15 protein-coding genes and 1 pseudogene are annotated in these 17,484 nt (G+C 59.9%); 13 read left to right on the plus strand and 3 right to left on the minus strand.

The window, feature by feature from the left end; all coding sequences use genetic code 11:
- The 4 genes and pseudogenes from ACT3S3_RS14555 to ACT3S3_RS14570 all read left to right on the plus strand — a co-directional run.
- The coding region (locus tag ACT3S3_RS14555) for a type I restriction-modification system subunit M (protein ID WP_444626974.1) at nt 1-1,190 on the plus strand (1,190 nt) is incomplete at its 5' end.
- A gap of 369 nt (nt 1,191-1,559) precedes the next feature.
- Nucleotides 1,560-2,078 (plus strand): annotated as a pseudogene (locus ACT3S3_RS14560) (type I restriction endonuclease subunit R, EcoR124 family); the annotation flags it as partial.
- Between the two features lie 234 nt (nt 2,079-2,312).
- Complete coding sequence (locus ACT3S3_RS14565) at nt 2,313-2,897, plus strand: AAA family ATPase (protein WP_444626975.1); 585 nt, start codon at nt 2,313-2,315, stop codon at nt 2,895-2,897.
- A complete protein-coding gene (locus tag ACT3S3_RS14570) occupies nt 2,894-3,127 on the plus strand; it encodes a hypothetical protein (RefSeq protein ID WP_444626976.1) in 234 nt (77 codons plus the stop codon). The genes ACT3S3_RS14565 and ACT3S3_RS14570 overlap by 4 nt, the downstream gene beginning before the upstream one ends.
- A 75-nt stretch (nt 3,128-3,202) precedes the next feature.
- Here ACT3S3_RS14570 and ACT3S3_RS14575 read toward each other — a convergent pair whose 3' ends face one another.
- Nucleotides 3,203-3,817 carry a recombinase family protein gene (locus ACT3S3_RS14575; protein ID WP_444626977.1) on the minus strand — a complete coding sequence of 205 codons (615 nt, stop codon included), beginning with the start codon at nt 3,815-3,817 and terminating at the stop codon, nt 3,203-3,205.
- Nucleotides 3,818-3,965: 148 nt separating this feature from the next.
- Here ACT3S3_RS14575 and ACT3S3_RS14580 point away from each other — a divergent pair, with 148 nt between their 5' ends.
- Nucleotides 3,966-4,577: a hypothetical protein gene (locus tag ACT3S3_RS14580; RefSeq protein WP_444626978.1), complete on the plus strand. Its 612-nt coding sequence runs from the start codon at nt 3,966-3,968 to the stop codon at nt 4,575-4,577.
- Between the two features lie 122 nt (nt 4,578-4,699).
- Here the strand turns inward: ACT3S3_RS14580 and ACT3S3_RS14585 are convergent, their stop codons facing one another.
- Nucleotides 4,700-7,678, minus strand: coding sequence for a type III restriction-modification system endonuclease (locus tag ACT3S3_RS14585; RefSeq protein ID WP_444626979.1), 2,979 nt, complete (start codon nt 7,676-7,678; stop codon nt 4,700-4,702).
- 3 nt (nt 7,679-7,681) lie between these two features.
- A complete protein-coding gene (locus ACT3S3_RS14590) occupies nt 7,682-9,580 on the minus strand; it encodes a DNA methyltransferase (protein ID WP_444626980.1) in 1,899 nt (632 codons plus the stop codon).
- A gap of 783 nt (nt 9,581-10,363) precedes the next feature.
- Between ACT3S3_RS14590 and ACT3S3_RS14595 the strand changes: the two genes are divergently transcribed.
- The 8 genes from ACT3S3_RS14595 (at nt 10,364) to ACT3S3_RS14630 (ending at nt 17,183) form a co-directional block, all read left to right on the plus strand.
- Complete coding sequence (locus ACT3S3_RS14595; protein ID WP_444626981.1) at nt 10,364-12,025, plus strand: replication initiation protein; 1,662 nt, start codon at nt 10,364-10,366, stop codon at nt 12,023-12,025.
- Between the two features lie 103 nt (nt 12,026-12,128).
- The gene (locus ACT3S3_RS14600; protein WP_444626982.1) at nt 12,129-12,557 is read left to right on the plus strand and encodes a hypothetical protein; all 429 of its coding nucleotides are present in this window, start codon (nt 12,129-12,131) and stop codon (nt 12,555-12,557) included.
- Between the two features lie 197 nt (nt 12,558-12,754).
- Entirely contained in the window at nt 12,755-13,891 is a 1,137-nt protein-coding gene (locus tag ACT3S3_RS14605; protein ID WP_444626983.1) for a protein rep, read from the plus strand.
- A 289-nt stretch (nt 13,892-14,180) separates the two neighbouring features.
- Complete coding sequence (locus tag ACT3S3_RS14610) at nt 14,181-14,594, plus strand: hypothetical protein (RefSeq protein WP_444626984.1); 414 nt, start codon at nt 14,181-14,183, stop codon at nt 14,592-14,594.
- A complete protein-coding gene (locus tag ACT3S3_RS14615; protein WP_444626985.1) occupies nt 14,594-14,956 on the plus strand; it encodes a hypothetical protein in 363 nt (120 codons plus the stop codon). The genes ACT3S3_RS14610 and ACT3S3_RS14615 overlap by 1 nt, the downstream gene beginning before the upstream one ends.
- A gap of 739 nt (nt 14,957-15,695) precedes the next feature.
- Nucleotides 15,696-16,457, plus strand: coding sequence for a hypothetical protein (locus ACT3S3_RS14620; protein WP_444626986.1), 762 nt, complete (start codon nt 15,696-15,698; stop codon nt 16,455-16,457).
- A gap of 209 nt (nt 16,458-16,666) precedes the next feature.
- Nucleotides 16,667-16,936, plus strand: coding sequence for a ribbon-helix-helix domain-containing protein (locus tag ACT3S3_RS14625; protein WP_301530326.1), 270 nt, complete (start codon nt 16,667-16,669; stop codon nt 16,934-16,936).
- Complete coding sequence (locus ACT3S3_RS14630; protein WP_444626987.1) at nt 16,926-17,183, plus strand: toxin; 258 nt, start codon at nt 16,926-16,928, stop codon at nt 17,181-17,183. The genes ACT3S3_RS14625 and ACT3S3_RS14630 overlap by 11 nt, the downstream gene beginning before the upstream one ends.
- Nucleotides 17,184-17,484 lie beyond the last annotated feature (301 nt).

The raw sequence follows: 17,484 nt of genomic DNA on the forward strand, positions 1-17,484 counted from the left end.
GCACCCGGCAGTACGTTAAACCCAACCCCACACCTGAACAACGCGCCCCGAAGCGCAGGAGACACAACCACATGGCACCGACCAACAAAGAACACCAGCGCGCCGAGCTTCACAAGACAATCTGGCGCATCGCCAACGACCTCCGCGGCTCCGTCGACGGCTGGGACTTCAAGTCCTACGTCCTGGGCATGCTGTTCTACCGGTTCATCTCCGAAAACCTCACCGCCTACATCAACCACGCCGAACACGACGCCGGCAACGCAGACTTCGACTACGCACAACTCCCCGACGCCCAGGCTGAGTTCGGGCGCGCGGAGACGGTTGAGGAAAAAGGCTTCTACATCCTGCCGTCTGAACTGTTCGACAACGTCCGCACGTACGCCGCGCACGACACGAACCTCAACGAGATCCTCGCTGGTGTGTTCAAGAACATCGAAGGCTCCGCCCTCGGCACCGACGCCGAGGACGATCTCAAAGGCCTGTTCGATGACCTCGACGTCAACAGTTCCAAGCTCGGCAACACCGTCGCCAAGCGCAACGAGAAGCTCAGGAAACTCCTCGACGCGATCGGTGCCCTCCCGCTGGGCAACTTCGAGGACAACTCCATCGACCTGTTCGGCGACGCCTACGAGTACCTCATGCAGATGTACGCCTCCAGTGCAGGAAAGTCCGGCGGCGAGTACTACACCCCCCGGGAAGTCTCCGAACTCCTCACCCGCATCACCGTCGTCGGCAAAAAGCAGGTCAACAAGGTCTACGACCCGGCCCCCTCGATAATTCGCCCCGTGCCCTCCGGAAGCATCCCCCTTGAATCCGTAAAAGAATCAGCAAAGGGTGTTTTTGAAGAATGGAGCGGATCGAAAATATCACCCGATGAATCAGGTGTCGAACTATGGTCGCGGAGCACCATAGACTCAATCGAAAAGAAAACTTTCCCCTCGAGCGATGAGGATGAGGTCAACAGGGCAGCTCTACTCATTGGGGAGATTATTGTACGGGAAACAGGAAGCGAATGGTCCTCCTACACTTCAAAGGACGATAGCACCGGAGAAAGCGTGGACTTCTTTGGGGTAACCCAAGGAGGTGACGGAGGCTTATCGGCGGTAGGGAACTGGGCCCGTATGGCAAATGATGGGAGGTTACCTGGACCGCTTTCCGATCTCGTTATCTCAAGTTTCCCGAAGAGGTAAGCGGGTTGCGGGTCACTTTAAAGTGTGACATGAATAGGGGTTATCCCTGCATCTCCGAGGTCAGCAAGCCGACTTCCCGTCCTGGTGAGGCCCCTTGTGTCTATGAAGTTCGCTTTTCTCAGCATGCTCTCCGAGCACCCACGCAGTGTCGGAAAGCTAAAGACTGATTTCGAAAACCGCACTCGCAACACCTGGCCAATCAACATCGGCCAGGTGTATCAGACAATCAAGCGTCTCACCCGGGATGGTCTGGGACGGTTGACCCCTGTGGAGTACGAGACCATGATGAAAACACCTGCCATCACGGCAGCGTAACCAACCTGTCTCAGATCATGCAGCAGACCCTTCCGTAAAGACACGACGGGCGACAAAGAGCAGATCAACGATGATGTTGTCTTTGAAATCGAGCTGGTCAAGCAGGTCGAGATCAACGTCGACTACATCCTCATGCTGGTGCAGAAGTACCGGGATGAACACGGTGACGGTGATGACAAGGAGATTCGGGCGGAGATTTCCCGGGCTGTGGATGCCAGCCCGACGCTGCGCAACAAGAAGGACCTGATCGAAGACTTCGTTGATTCACTGTCCGCGCATGGTGAGATTGACCAGGAGTGGCGCACGTTCCTGGCTGATCGGCGTGAGGCGGAGTTGGACGAGATCATCACGCAGGAGAACCTGCGTCCCGAGCAGGCCCGGGAGTTCGTTGATGAGGCGTTTCGTGATGGGCAGGTCACGACCGGTGGCATAGCGATCACGCGGGTGTTGCCACCGGTATCTCGTTTTGCTGCCGGTGGTGGCCATGGTGAGAAGAAGCACCGGGTGATCCAGAAGCTCACGGCGTTTTTTGAGAGGTTCCGTGGCCTGACCTCCCCAGACAGAGAAGCATGATCGGGGTGGCTTTGGCTTGCGCTGGCGGTTAGGAACTGGTCATCGGCACCAGGGACAACCTCGATGGGGGGGGCTATATGAACGTTATCCCGAACGATACTGAATCTCGTGCCATGTAGCGTTATAACGTTAACGTTACAACGCTGACGCTGTAGTGTTATAGCGTTGACGCTGTAGCGTTGTGACGTTATCATCAATCCTGGTTACATTTCCGCCTCATCCTCAGGAGACTGCATGATTGTTGCTTTCGTTCACACCAAGGGGGGCGTCGGAAAGACCACCAGTGCAGTGATGGTGGCCGCAGCTGCTGCGGCCACCGGCACTGCTGTGGCGCTCTACGATGCTGATCCGCAGCGTTCCGCCTGCCGGTGGGCGGAGATCGCTGAACAGCGCGGCGATCCCCTGCCGTTCTCAGTGGTACCGGCAACAGCGAAGAAGCTGTCGGGACTCAAGGGATCTGACGACCTGACGATCATCGACACCCCGCCGGGAACCGCTAAGGAAATCCAGGCTGCTATCGATGTCGCAGATCTCGTCGTCGTCCCTTCTGGGGCGAGCCCGATGGACATCGACCGAGTCTGGCCGACTCTGGAGACCACCTCACACCGGATGACCGGTGTTTTGCTGACCGGGGTGCTGATGCACACCCGTCTGTACTCCGAAGCGCGCGACCTCCTGGAAAACCAGGGAGTACCGACGTTCTATAACGCGGTCCCGCAACGCGAGGACATGAAGGCGCAGTTTGGCACCAGTCCAACCAAGCTGCATGGCTACGACGACGTTTACAAAGAAATAGCCGAGATCGAGGAGATGGAATGACCGACAAGAAGCGACCAAGCCTGAAGGACACGATGCGTAAGCCGCAAGCCACCGCGACGCGCTCCGTCGAGGAAGTCTTCGCAGAAGGCGACAGTTCCCGACTCGACCGACGCACGACAATCTACTTGTCATCGCCCACTTGGAAGGCGCTCAAAATGCGTGCTGTCGAAGAAGAGACGAACGCCTCACAAATCATTGAAGAGATGCTCAAAAATCATCTTGAACTGTAGTTAGCGCTTTAGCGTCACAACGCTAGCGCTGTAACGTCATAACGTTGATATAGAGTGAGGCGATGTTGCAATGATCTACTGGTTGGCGGTGTAGTCTTCGCCGAGGTGCTTGTAGAGCGAGCTTCTGCTGATGCCTAGGTCGCGGGCGACCCGGGCTTTCGGAACACCTTGAGAGACGAGCTTTCTGGCCTGTTCGATCTTCTCGCCCGGCACTGGCTTCCTGCCTTTGTAGACGCCGCGGGCTTTGGCTCGGGCGATGCCTTCTGTCTGTCGCTCCCGGATGATGGATCGCTCAAATTCCGCGACTGCACCGAGCATGCCGAGGAGAAGCTTTCCGGTAGGGGAGGGGTTGGCTGAGTAGGACTGTCCCTCCTGAAGAAACGTCACGGTGATGCCTTTGGTGCTGAGCTCGTCGACCAGGGTGTGCAGGTCTACTAGCGAGCGGGCGAGCCGATCCATGCTGACTACCAGGAGCGTGTCTCCGGCGCGGAGATACTCGAGCGCGGCGTCGAGCCCCGGTCTGTCACGGGTAGAGCCGCTGACCGTGTCGGTAAATAGCTTCTGTGCGCCGGCCTCGGTCAGTTGACTGGTCTGACGGTCGAGGTTCTGTTCGGGGCTGCTTACTCGGGCGTACCCAACAATCTGTCCGGTGGGTCCTAGACCTTGAGACGGAAGTGTCTTTTTTGACATGACTAAGACCCTACTGGACAGGGCAGATGTCTCTGCTCGGAGGTGTTCTTTTGGGGTATACTCTAAAAATACATGGTGACGAAACAAGGGTTTTTATTTTTCTTGCCGACTCGCGCCAATATGGCTACGGAACAGGAAGGATGCTGTGATGATCACGCGAGATGAGGTCCAGGGAGCACTACAGAGCGCGTTCCCGGCAGTCACCGACGCCGAGGTCGACCGGTACTACGCCACGATCGAGACGGCGATGAGTATCAGACGTGACCGGAAGTTCCGGTGGCTGCGGGACCACTACCTCAGTGGGATAGCTCGGTGGCCGGAGGGGATGGATCTACAGGACATCTTCGACAGGATCCGATCGTGTGCCGAGAGGCAGGTTCGTGCTGACTATCTGGATGAACTTTTCATGGAGGACGCCGAGGTCGAGCGGCTCACCGCCGAGGAGGTGGTGGACCTGGAACAGGACGTTCTCAAGTCATCGCCAGAGGCGTGGAAGACCCGGGCATGCGACATGTTCCTGCGGCAGGACATGGGCGGGCTGGCCGAAGATCTGTGGCCGCAGGAGCGTCAGACGCTGTGGGCGGAGAACTTCTATAACCTCGCCACAGCCCTGCTCACCTCGATGCAGTACCGCGGAATCGTCCTACCGCAGGACTCGAATGACCCGCAGGCCCGGGAACTGTACGGCCAGATCTACGACGCGATGGCCGACGAGAACAACCGGCAGCGCTGCCGACGGCATGGAAGAAGTGCATCATGACAACCGCGTGTGCTCACGCCCTGTCAGATTCGATCGGTTGAACAGCTCGATGGTGAAGGGTAACGACACTACAGCCGTCGCGGCGCACTGCTTCGTTTGCCGAGTAACCATGCGTAGGGGATCTACTCACTCGCCAATACTTGCTTGATCAGTGCTGCGATGTCATCGCGCTGCGCCTGGGCACGGAACGTGACATCGATACCCTCGGAGCTCATCGATTCGAAGAACCGCTGCGCAGCCGTTATCTTGAGCTTCTCGCTCTCGCGGAGGTCAGAGCGCTTCTCCGTATCCTTCGTCTCGATGATGAAGTTCAGGGACAGTCCGCCGTCATCGCGCTTGAGCACGTACATGAAGTCCGGGCTCGTGGTACCGCCAAAGTACAGAGGTACCTTGATCGACCGGCGAGGGATCTTCCCAAAAACGATAACCTCATCGAGCGTGGAGTCGCGGATCGTGTCGTGTTCCTTCGGCGAGTCGTACACGACCGCGTCGTAGAGGAACTTATCAGGCACGATGGCCTTGTCATCGCGGAAGACGCCGATATTACCTTGCATGATGCTCTCCAGAGGGGCACCGTCAGCATCGGTGAGCTCCGTGCCCAGGACAAGCCCTTCGATCTTCGAGTACGTGAACCGTTCGAGGTAGTTGCGCTCCATCCACTCTATGAACCCAGAACGGAACTTGTGAAGGGTCGCTCTGTTGAAGAAGTCTTCCGGGAGGTGCTCCTTCGAGTGGAGACGGACGAGTCCCGCGTGGACCCGATCGATCGGGAGCTTAGTCTGTTCACGGACATTCTTCAGCCAGTCGCCGTACGGCATCGTCTCGGTCGTGTCGAAGCGGGTCTTCGTCTCCGTTCGGACCTCTAGGGACGAGCCCTCGTCGGCCTTCACGATCACATCTTGAGTGAACCGACCAAACTCCTGCCGATAGATCCCGGTGCCCAGGACTTCGTCGATGCACGCATCGATCTCGTCGGTCGTAAGCTCGTCGAGGCGGAGGTAGTATTTCGCGTTCAGCGTCTCCCAGAGGTCTTTGATCTCGGAGTACCGCTCGGGGCGTATACCGACCTTGACCTTCTGCTTACCTTTCACGACCTTGCCAGACTTCAGGCCTGTCTTGTTGAACGCAGGGTAGGCGGCGAACAGGTCTTCTTCGCGTCCTGGCACAACGTTCTTGTCCGAATCGACAAGGCCCTGCTTCAGGAGCTCAATGAACAGGTCCGTCTCCGACATTCCGAGCTCTTCAGCGACCTTGGGAAGCAGATCCTTCACATTGACGGGTCCTGCTGCACCGTCGGAGTTGATCTCGGCGATGAGAGAGTCGGCGAACTCCTGATCCGCGTAGTCGATAAGGTATGTGAGGTAGAACTGCTCGCCTGCGAGACGATTTCCCTTCGTATCCACAGGCAACCGGAGGCCACGCCCCACTTCCTGGAGCTTCGAGATTTCCGACCCTGACGACCGGAGCTTGACGATCTGGAACACGTTCGGGTTGTCCCAGCCCTCACGCAGCGTCCACTTCGAGAACAGAAAACGGCGAGTGTTTGGCACGCCGTCCGGTGTCTCGAAGGACAGCATCGCTTCCTTGTTGCGAAGGATTTCGTCGACCTGGTGCTGAATGGCTTCATCGGTGGTGGAGTTGTCCTTGGAAAAGTAGCCACCGTGTGTCGAACTGACGTTAGCGAGCGATGCTCTCAGGTAGGCGACGTACTCCTTCGCGATGGGTGAGGAGTCGCCCTGGCGCTTCTCGATCTCAGCGGTTAGTCGCGTGGTGAGGAGCTCCTCGAAGCGTTGCCCGAGGTGCCCGAGCGAATCGTCGTCGACGCGATAGGATTCGACCGAGTCGATGAAGAACAGGGTGAGGGTCTTGACCCTGGACGAGCGGCGGAAGTTCTCCCACTCAATCTCGAAGTGGTTGTCGAGTGCCTGCTTCATCATGAGGGCTTGGTACGTGTCCGAGTAGACACGGGCAGAGAGGATGTCCCCTCTACCCAGCGCCTGATCGTTGGATAGCGTGACTCCGGACTTGATCGCAGGGTTGTCGGTCTTGCCGATCCCCTCGATGGTGATGCCTGCGAATGCGCCGTCGGCGATGCCGAGCGACTCTCCCATAGCGAAGGTGTGGGACTTGCCCGTGCCGATGTTCTGGAACGTGGCCTGCTTTGGTTTGCTTTTGGAGAGGCTTGTGAGCTTCAGGCGTGTCGTATCGCTGCTGTTGTCCTGCGGGTACTGGACCTGGACACCCTTGACCAGCTGCTCATTGAACGATTCGGCAGCACCGAGGTTGAACACAAGGTTGTTGTAGTCGGTCTTCCCCGTCTTTCCAAGCTCGGGGAACGTCGCGCCGAAGCGGAAGACCGCCAGCGGATGGATCTTGTCGATGAGCGTCTTATAGGCCTTGTTGTCGCGCCGGAAGCGATGCGGCTCATCGATAATGACGATGGGTCGAGTCTCACGCAGCGCCTCGTAGGGGACGCTGGTCGTACCAAGCACCGTCTGGTCGTAGTTGTAGGCCATTGTCGCTTGCGACCGCAGCATATTGTCGGTCATGAGGAGCGCGGAGATGCGTCCGCGCGACAGACGTGAGCCTTGTGCGAAGTTGACGACGGAGTTCGGCATCATTTTCCGTCCCTTTGACCGCTTCTGCGGGTCGAGGACGTCAAGGCGTAGATCCATCTGCGGGCCGTACGTGTCGGCAAAGTATTTGCGTGCGTAATCGGACCGGATGAATGCCTTTGTCCCCTCTTTGATCGAGACGGAAGGCACGAGAAGGATAAATTTCGTGAAGCCGTAGAGCCGGTTCAGCTCGTACATGAGCTGGGTATAGACCAGCGTCTTTCCGGTGCCTGTTTCCATCTTGGCGTCGACCCCGAGTACGCCGTCGTCCACACGGCTCCGCCAGGGATGAGGGATCGCAACGATGTCGTCCACAACGTCGGACTGGATCTCGAGGATGTTATCGCGTATCTGCGGATCAGCCGGGTCGAAAGCAATGTTCGCCTCTGGTGGTGTGCTGTCGTCGAGTTCGACATCCTTGAAGACGCTGGTCAGCGCACTCAGTGCGCGTTGCTGGTGGTCGAGTGTTTGAAGTCTAATAGGCATGGGTTAGTACCGCTCGATCACGGAAACGGACTGCCCTGAACGCAGTGACGTGAGGTTCTGCTTCAACTCATGCATGACTGAGAACGGTACGGAGTATCCGAAGACGACGATGCGCTTCAGATCGAGTTCGCCGCTCTCGAGCTTGGCAACGAGCGCCATTGCATCGTCGCTATTGAATCCAGGATTGATGATGTAACCGGAGTCTTCGCAGACCTTCAGCTCATAGTCGTTGAGCTCTACGTCCTTCACGTCGGGTGTTAGGCCGAAACCGTCCTGGACAAGCCAAGTGGAAAGCGCGACCTGGTCGCCAGGTGTCCCATGGGAAGTGAACTTGGAGACGAAGTCGCCAGCGAGCAGAGCGTCATCCTCGTTCGGATCGAAAGATTCAAGCTGATCGAGCGTTTTCTGGCTTGGCTCTTCCAAGTGAAAAATCCTGAAACCATAGTCGATATCAGCGCCAGTATCTGACTTGATACGCTTCGCGGCTCGCGCGATCCGATCGCAGCCGATCTCTTCGATGTATCGATAACCCTCTGCATATGCGGCTTTCGAATATCTGTTCGCTGTCGGCACGATAGGCTCATGGAGCTGTACGAGGATCGATTTCCTTTGCCCGCCGCCGGACTCTTCCGAATTCACAGACATCACGGCCTCTGCGGTTGTTGCGGAACCTGAGAAAAAGTCAACGATAAGCGAGTCGGGGCGCGTGGCGATTCTTATCAAATGAGATATAAGGTTCACTGGTTTCGGGTTCTTGAAAAGCGTCTTCCCATCGAATAATTTTGCAATTTGAGTGCTTCCTGTTCGGGACCGACCGAAGCGCTGGTCAATTAATAGTGAGCGGGGCTTTCCGGCATCTTTTTCGTAGTTCTTTGTATAGACATGTCCATTGTTGAATACAAGCTCTGACATGCGAGCGGCAACGGTTTCTTTCGACCAGCGCCAGATAGCGTTGGGGCTCGCCGGGTCCTTGTGTTCAAGGTAATACTCCGTTCCATCGTGCCCTATGAGTACGTAATCCATGGATTCGGAATAGGTCAGGTTTTGTTTGTCTAATCGTTCAAGTGAATAACGCCCATTCTCATCCGAAAAGTTATAAGCAGTGGTTGCTTCGGCCAGCGGATCCAGTCCCAGAGACGCGGCTGCAGGGTCCTTCGCATAGGCAAGAATGTACTCATGGTCTACCGCAGCCTGACCGGAGTCGTTCGCGCCGCCGGACTTGCTCTTCCATACAAAGGTAGCGACTGCGTTTTGTTCGCCGAACACTTCGTCGGACAGCGCCTTGAGGTTCGTCTGTTCGTTGTCATCGATACTGATGAAGATGACGCCGTCGTCCGCGAGCAGCTCCTTTGCGAGCTCGAGGCGCGGGTACATGAAGGTAAGCCATGCTGAGTGGGATGACTTACCTTGGAGAGCTATAACTCTCTCCGCTTCGTCCTCGCCAAGTCCTATCTTTTCGACGAGATCCTTAACCGTGAAGCCGAAGTCGTCGACATAGACGAACCCATCGGAACCTGTGTTGTATGGCGGATCGATGTAGATGCACTTCACCTTGCCCGCGTAGGACCCCAGCAGGTGCTTAAGCGCATCGAGGTTGTCCCCGACGATGTACAAATTCTCCGACTCAGCGTTGCTCGCTTTAGCGTTGTGTTCGAGATCGGGTACCATGACCGTCTCGGTCCGCGTTGAGGTCAGGTACTTGGCGTATGACTTCCCCAGGAACTTGAGCTCGTAGCCTTCGCGGGTCATCGACACGTTGGCCGAGTTCAGCGCCTCCTGAAGGCGGTCGAGTCTGAAGTCTCCGTTCTTGTCGAAGTACTCGGGCAAGGCCGCTTTGAGGCGTGCTAGTTCGTAGTCTGTGGGGCTGGTTGTTGCGTTAGCTTCGTGAGCGTCTCTGATCATTTCGTTTCTCCAGGCTCGAGGTAAATTCCATAGATGGTAAGATTATAGTTCGGTATGGTGTCGCCCTTTTCTTCCTGGCGAACCGTGCTCTGGTTGGGCGTAGCCCTAGAGGAAAGTATTTCGCCGTGGGCTGCACTATTCCTACGTTGAAGCGCGAGGTTGCAACCATATCTTGGCGATACTGACTGACTGTAGTTTCTTTAACATGAAGCTCCTTGGTTACGTGAGCCTGGGAGCAGGCTAGAGCGACAGTGCGGTATCGACATGAAAGATATTTTATCGCACTTCCCTTGCGCGGGTGATACGCGTGTGATGAGTCCTTCCCCTCCAGCGGTGAGCAGCAGAAGGAAGATCAAACCCCACCGTGCCGCTGATTACTTACGCAGGCATGCTCAAGCGCGAGACCGCCACACCGTCACTTGGTAGTAATCCTCCGAAGGAGTGCTTCCGGAGGCGGCGAGGATGGCGCGTCATGATCGGTGTTCATGAGTAGGAGCACAGGGTGCATGTGATTTCGATTGGTCCGCTCTGGTGCCGGAGGTGCCGGCAGATCTGCCCTCAGTGCGAGTTTGATGTGGATGCCGCAGGATCGATCGGTGCATCAAGAACGAGTCCCGATCCGCTCGTGGCGCCGGCGTGATACTTGGGGTTTTGCGGCTCTACCTGCGGAATGACAATGGTGTAAGGTGTTGTTCAAGCGCAAAAGAAAGAGCGCCACCCGGGTTGCCGCCCTGGTGACGCTCGCTGACCCCACGATCCGCACTCGTGGAGAAAGCCTCACCGATGAGCATACCTGCATCCGGCCCGGATGTACCACCCCAGGACACCGACCAGGCCAGCGGCCCGGACACTGCACCGGACAGCATCGCCGATCACTTAGGCCCGGTGCTCGATCCGTTCACCGGGACCGACCCCCTCACCGCACTATCCGGTGGTCTGTCCTCCTTTTCTCCGAGTCGGTCCCGGTCCCCGCAGCAGCGCAGTGCCCTGGCCGGTGCCGCCCGACTGCTCGTCGAGAACCTCGGGGCGGTACCCACCTCCCTGCAGTCTGGTGGGGCCACCGATGCAGAACGCAACCGACTCATCACCCACCTGGGCAGGGCCGCGTTCCAGGGCTGCCCCACCCGTGACTTCAAAGCAGCCTGGCGCAAGAACGCCGAGGGCCAGAGCGTGCCGAAGATGTACCGGGTCGGCCACCCCTCCCTTAACCGGATGCAGTACGTTGCCCTGACCCACGCCCAGTACGCCGCGGTCATCGTCGTCGACGTCGACCGCCGCGGCACCGACGGTGGCGGTGTCGACAACATCCACCCTGAGGCCTACCGCACCATCTCCCGACTCGCCGGGGTCGGTGCCGGGCCTGCCTGGATCGGGGTCAACCCGGCCAACGGCAAAGCACAGCTGATCTGGCTGATCGACCCGGTCCACGCCGACGGTTCCGGCGAATCGGCGAATATGCGCCTGCTCAAAGCCACCGCAGCCACCCTGGGTACCGCCTTGGGCGGGGACCCGGCCTTCGCCCACAACCTGTCGCGCTCGCCGTTGTACACAGGAGCTGATCCCACGGCTTATCGTTGGCACTGTCAGCACCACCTGGTTGCTCGACTGTCGAGCCTGATCGAGGAGGTCCGAGCCATGACCGGTGACACCGCACCACAGGCTGCCCGCACGCAGCAGAAGTACACCAGTGGGCGTGAACTCCTCGAGGCGGTAAAAGCCCGACGGTCTGAAGCCGAGGCATTCAAGGCCATGGCAGCTGATCTTGACGGGGATCTCCCCAGCGCCACGGCGATGGACACTGACCGCATCGACGGAGTGAAGGTCCTGTGGATCACCGAGGGACGTGCCGCCCGGGATGAGACGGCCTTCCGACATGCCCTGGCCGAAGCTCACCGTCTGCGGGCGGCGGGTAAGCGGATGAGTGATGCGGCGATCATTGACGCCTACGAACGCGCCTACGGTATCGCCCAGGCGATCGGCGCTGACGGGCGCACAGAGGACATCCCGCCGATGCGGGACAGGCAGACCATGGCAAGGCGTGTGCGCGGTTATGTCATCGCCGGCAAGACCTCCCACTCGGTCTCTGGAGGCCCGGCGGCGACTGGGCGTGCGTCCACGCGGGAGCGCAAGGCGCTGGCGACGATGGGCCGCAAGGGCGGCAAGAAGGCCGCACAGCGGTGGCAGGACGACCCCGACGGCGACTACGCACGCGGCGAGACAGAAAAGCTGCAGAAGGCTAACGAGCGACGTCGAACTGGCGGCCGCATGACTGCACGAGAAATCGCCAACTACTTTGATGACGTCTTCCTACAGACGGGTGGATACCCCACTGTCGCCGCGGCCATGAACGAATGTGGGGCATCCCGAAGTACTGTCCTGCGAGCTGTCCAGAAGGCCGGCATCGAGCTTCCCCGAGGGCGACGGAAAAAAGGTGTCAGGCCGTAAGCAATATGCGGTTCCCCTGCCCGTAGGGCTGTCTGTTTGTAGAGCACTCATGATCAGTGGATGGGAAGTGTCGGACGGAGTGCACTTTGGATAGGATGCGTAGATGCCGACCGATGACCACTCCGGCGTAGACACTGATGCTGAAGGTGCCGTGGGGCCCGAGACTGCTCGTCCGCTGCCCTTCGGGCTCCGCAAGTTCTACGCGATTCCGAATAGCCTCGACGAGCTGCACGGCCCCACCGACGGCATGTTTGACGTTCCACTGTCGATCCACTGGGCACGCCCGGGGGGAAGCACCGTCGATTTGGCGAGCAAGGGGGGGCGCTCCATCGCCTACAGTGCCGCGCTCGCCGAGGGGAACATCGAGCAGGTGTGCGCGATCATCAACAAGGACCACCTGATCTCGCAGTGGGCAAGTATCCCGAAATCACTCCGGATGACGGCACTGTGGGAGAGTCGCTTCGATGAGCTCGAGCGCACCCTCACCGACCGGCAGTGTGCCTACTATGCCAGCTTCCCCAACGGGTCATAGGCAGGTGTTGGTGGCAAGAGGCCGGCGTCCGCGGCGCCGCACCAGGGCGTGCGTGTCGAGGGGGCTTCCCGTGTCTCCGAGGGCACGGAGCACGTCGTCTTCAGGAACGGGATGCCCGGCTGCGCCTCCGGAAGGTGTTGTGGGAGGATTCTTCCCTTGATCGCGTCCGTGGGTGCGGGTGCCGGCGTCAGGAGGGGGTGGCTGATGTCCCTGTCCGCTGGAAGAAGGGGGAGAAGGCTGGCCTGGCCGGTCTCCAGACATGCGGCAGTGTCTGGACTTGTCCGGTTTGTGCGGCGAAGATCGCGGCACATCGTTCGGACGAGGTTGGCGGAGCACTGAAAACCCACCTTGACCAGGGTAAAGCCGTCCTGTTCGTGACCTTGACGGTCCGCCACACCGCTGCTCAACCGCTGCCGGAGGTCTGGGGGGTCGTCTCGAAGGCCTGGGCGGCTGTCCACCGCACCGGCGCATGGCGGGGAACGAAGAAAACCATCGGTGAACAGGAACGATACGGTGTTCGTGGCTGGATTCGGTCGGTGGAGACAACCCACGGAAAAAACGGCTGGCATGTCCACACTCACGCCGCTGTTCTGTTGGACCAGGAGCTGACCGATGAGCAGCGAGATACTTTCGCCGGTCGTATCTATTCTCGCTGGTCAGCAGCTTGTGAGCGGGCTGGTTTCGTCGCTCCGACACGCGAGCGCGGGGTCGATGTCCGCCAGATCGTCAGCGGTGAGGGTGCAGCCCAGGCGGTGGGTCGATACCTCGTCAAGAGTGGCCTAAAGATGGAGCTCACTGGAGGGCACCGGAAGAAGGCGAAGGGTCAGAACCGGTCCCCGTTCGAGATCCTCGTCGACATCCATGACGCCCGCGAACAAGGCCGGGAATATGCCGATGACCTGCGACTATGGCACACCTGGGAAGCCGGTTCACATGGCCGTCGGCAGCTGTCCTGGTCGAGGGGCCTTCGGGAGGAACTGGCGTTGGAGGCTGAGCAGACCGACGAGGAGATCGCCGCCGCCGAGCTCGACGGCTTCGTCGTCGGCGTCATCGCCGAGGAGGATTGGCGACGCGCTCGGCGAGACGTAGAAATGCGCATTGACCTGCTGCGAGCTGTTGAACGGTGCAAGAGTCCCGAGGCTGCGGCAGATGCGGTTCGCATGGTCTTGACCTTTCACGAGTACACGTACGCTGACTGCCCGCCGATCCCGATCACCCCCCCGCCGCCGCGCGCTGTCGAGGAGCGCCGTGTGGGCCAGCAGGCCATTTGGGACAAGCAGCGCCAGGCCCGAGAGAAGGCTCGTGAAGCGGCTCGGCCGCTCACTCTCTTCTGAATGTGGTGAACATCACACGTCTCTCAAACGCTCTGTGTCAGCCGAAGCAAGGGGGGAGTACTGGGCTCTTCTGAGAAACGGCTCTCAGAGCGAAGCGACCTTTTCATGCAGGTGGTGTAACACTAAGCACCAGGTCAGAGCATGTTTCCATGTGCTAGCGTCAAGGGTGTTCCGGACCGCTACCCGGGACACGCTGAGGCCCCCGGCGGGGTGCGACCCGGTCCCGGAGGCCTCGGCAGGATTCTTCATCCGATGCCGAGAGTAGCGGCTCGGCAGATCGGAGACATCAATGTCTCAGCACGACACCCCCCGTCCTCCCGTCATTCCGAGTTGGATGATCGGCGGTGAATTGTTCACCGGTGCCGTTGAAGTCCGCAGCGTCGATGGGCTCGATACGACCAAGGAGGGAAAGCCGAAGGCGTCGAAGGGCTTCCCAGGCTTGCTCCCTTTCAAGGTCACCGTCGAGTTCCTTCGAGGTGTCCGCGAGAAGAAGCGCCTCGACGGCCAGGCCCTTCAGCTTCCCGACTATGACCAGATCAGCGTGAAAGTCTGGGGCGAGGGATCGCCGCAGGTAGAGGTCGGTGATTACGTTCGTCTCATCCAGCCGATGGTCGGATCGGTCGACGGCAATCTGTTCGTTCAGGCCGTTGGCCTGGTCAAGGTCGAGCCGAAGACTCCTGCCGCATCGAAGGAGCAGGCGTAATGGCCGGGGTCGAGGAGACCTCGATCAACCCCGCTCCCTGGATCTTCATTGCCCTGGTTGTTATCGCTGGGTGGATTGCCTGGAAGGTCCATGATCGGAACCGTCGCCGGGCCAAGAGCTCCAGCGCGCGGGTGGGCTTGCGCATGGAGCCTATCCAGGGCCTGGAACTCGTCGAGGCCGCCGGTCGCTGTTGGACGTTCCGGATGTTGGATCAGAAGACGGCGACTACCGACCTGGCGAAGCTTAAGGAGGCAGTCCTCTTCCGCATGGACATGCCGGAGTTCGGCTGGACCGATAAGGAGACTTTCGCCGAGAAGCGCGGTGAACTGCTTCTGATCCAGAGGAAGGCCGACGCCGACTAGAGCTCACCCATGACCGGCCGTAGACCCGGTCGGTCATGGGTGAGCTTCATCAATGAGGCCGTGACCAACATCGCTCCGGGGGGTATGGGGGTGTGCCCCCATCCTTGCCGATACCCACGGTGAGCAGCAGCAACACTGCCGAGGACGCGGACCTGGTGGCCTACCCGCCCCGTCCCCCCGTCAATGCCGATCTTTAACATCGGCCACGGATCAGGGCGACGGGGCGTGTCGCCGCTGTGGTTGGCAGCTGTCCCCGTAGATTGATTCCCAGCAGATAGATAGAGAGAAACCCCCCGTCCGCAAAGTTTGGCGACTCGCGCGGAACGAGGGGTCCGGACCCGAAGGCCTTCACCGATGATCCTAGACGACGTTCCCCGCCAGGGTGAACCGACACACGCCGCCGGAGCGGCGACCGACGGTGCGCGAGGAACGAGCGCACCTAGGGAGACCGCCTCCGGCGGGGGCGGCGGAGCCGCCCTTGGCAAGGCGAGCACCTCCACGGTGTGGAGGTAACTGTCGACACAGCCAGCCCGCCATGACCCTGCTCCACTGCCGGCAAACCGCCCGCTCCACCATCACTCCTGCCCCCGCTCCACAGGTCCGCCGTCACCATAGCGTCGAACAGTAGGAGCCCTACACGGTCTCAGTACCGCGGCGCTGCCGCGCCGACAGAACACCACACACCTCTTGCATTATTACTCCGAAATGTCGTTGGCACGAAAAGACTAGGGTGGAGACCATGGCAGAGCAGAGCAAAAAACACGGCGGCCACCCTTCGTCCACGGCGGCAGAAATCCGTGTTGGCGGGGACCCGGACGGCAAGCCGGTCGACCCCGGCATGGTGTGCCTAGAGTGCGGCACCGAACTGACCTACACCGGGCGCGGGCGGCGTCCGCGGTACTGCTCGTCGTCGTGCCGACACCGGGCGTGGGAACGCCGCCGGGCCGCTGATGACGGGGTGATCGCCAGCCGGATTGTCGAACTTCCCGCCCTGCCGATGGGACCGACCTACACCCGCACCGGCGTCATCGAATGGCTGTGTGGCAACCCGCGTCGCCTCGCTGATGTCGCCGGGGCACTGCCTGATGGTGAGGCCGCTGCCCGGATGCTCGACACTGCCCGGTATCGGTTGCGTGATCATGGAGTTCGCACCGAGGAAGAGAGGATCGAGGAGTCCCGGGCGCGGCAGCGTCTCGAGCGGGAGCGTGCTGAGCGCAATGCTGTGGTCTACGAGATGGAGCGTCTGCGTCAGGAGAACCGGAGACTGCGCGAGGAGCTCGACCGAGCCCTAGAGGATGGCCGGAGGGCACAGTTGTCGGGGGCTTCGGTTTCGGTGAGTTCCGTCCGGAGTGCGGCGGAGGGGTCGCCTGGAACACCACTGCCGTCGGTCGGGTTCCGGGCCGTGGAGATGGGTGGGCGGACGTTCCATGTGCCCGAGGGGTGGCCGCGGGCACAAGTGCGCACGTGGTGTCGAAGCCACCCCGACGAAGCGGTCGGATGAGCGGTCTGTCAATCCCCTCACATCCGTTCGGCAAGTCGGCTATTTTCGTGCCAACGACTATTTAGAGTAATGGTGCCAGAGGTGTGTGGTTTTTTGGTGGTGTGAGACGAGGGGGCGGCTGGGCTCTATGACGGGCGGGGTGCGGTGATTGTTGAGGCATCGACCGGTAGAGGATGACCACTGGAGTGGTTTTCGTATACGATAAAGATATGAGTGAGCACTTGATGCATGGCAAGCCGGTTACTGACGAGCAGATCCAGGCATGGGCCGACGAGGCCGAGGCTGGTTACGACCTGTCGAAACTGTCGGCTCCGCGTCGAGGCAGGCCCACTGTCGGCGACGGCCCCGGCACAGTGGTCCCTGTCCGGCTCGATGAGGCGACGATCGCCGCGCTGACAGCCCGTGCGGAAGCTGAGGGGATCACCACGCGCTCGGAGGCCATCAGAGCGGCGGTACGCCAGTGGACGAATGTTGCCTGAAATTCACCAGTCGGCGCGCAAACACTACCGTCGCGACCGGATCAATGATGATGCTGTGTTGTTCGCTGCGGCCCACGTTTTTCACTCGCGCCCGCTCGATGATGAGGATGATCCGCGTCGGTGGCTGATGATCGGCACCGACCATGCCGGTCGACTTCTGGAGTTGGTCGTGATGATCTTCGACGACGGCTACGAGCTGATCATCCACGCGATGAAAGCACGAACGAAGTACCTCGACGAACTGTGACGGGGATGCGAGTAGGCGATCCTGCAGACGAAGACAGCTCGGATGCGCATCTGCTACGGCTTGGCTCGCTGCTCAGCATAGTTTCCGGGCAGCGGACACTTTGTGAGGTGTCGTGGATCGAGATCTCGAACAGTTTGGCCATGTCCCCCACTACCGCGTCCGGTCTACCGGATATATTCACCCCAGAACCAACCAGCCACCCCCACGGCACGACGTTATGGCCACCAGCACCACCTCGGCCTGACACACCAAACCCAGCGGGGGGGGGGGGGGGGGGGGGGGGGACCCCCCCCCAGCCCCC

This window comes from Corynebacterium sp. AOP40-4SA-5, from assembly GCF_052377355.1.
Taxonomy (GTDB): domain Bacteria; phylum Actinomycetota; class Actinomycetes; order Mycobacteriales; family Mycobacteriaceae; genus Corynebacterium.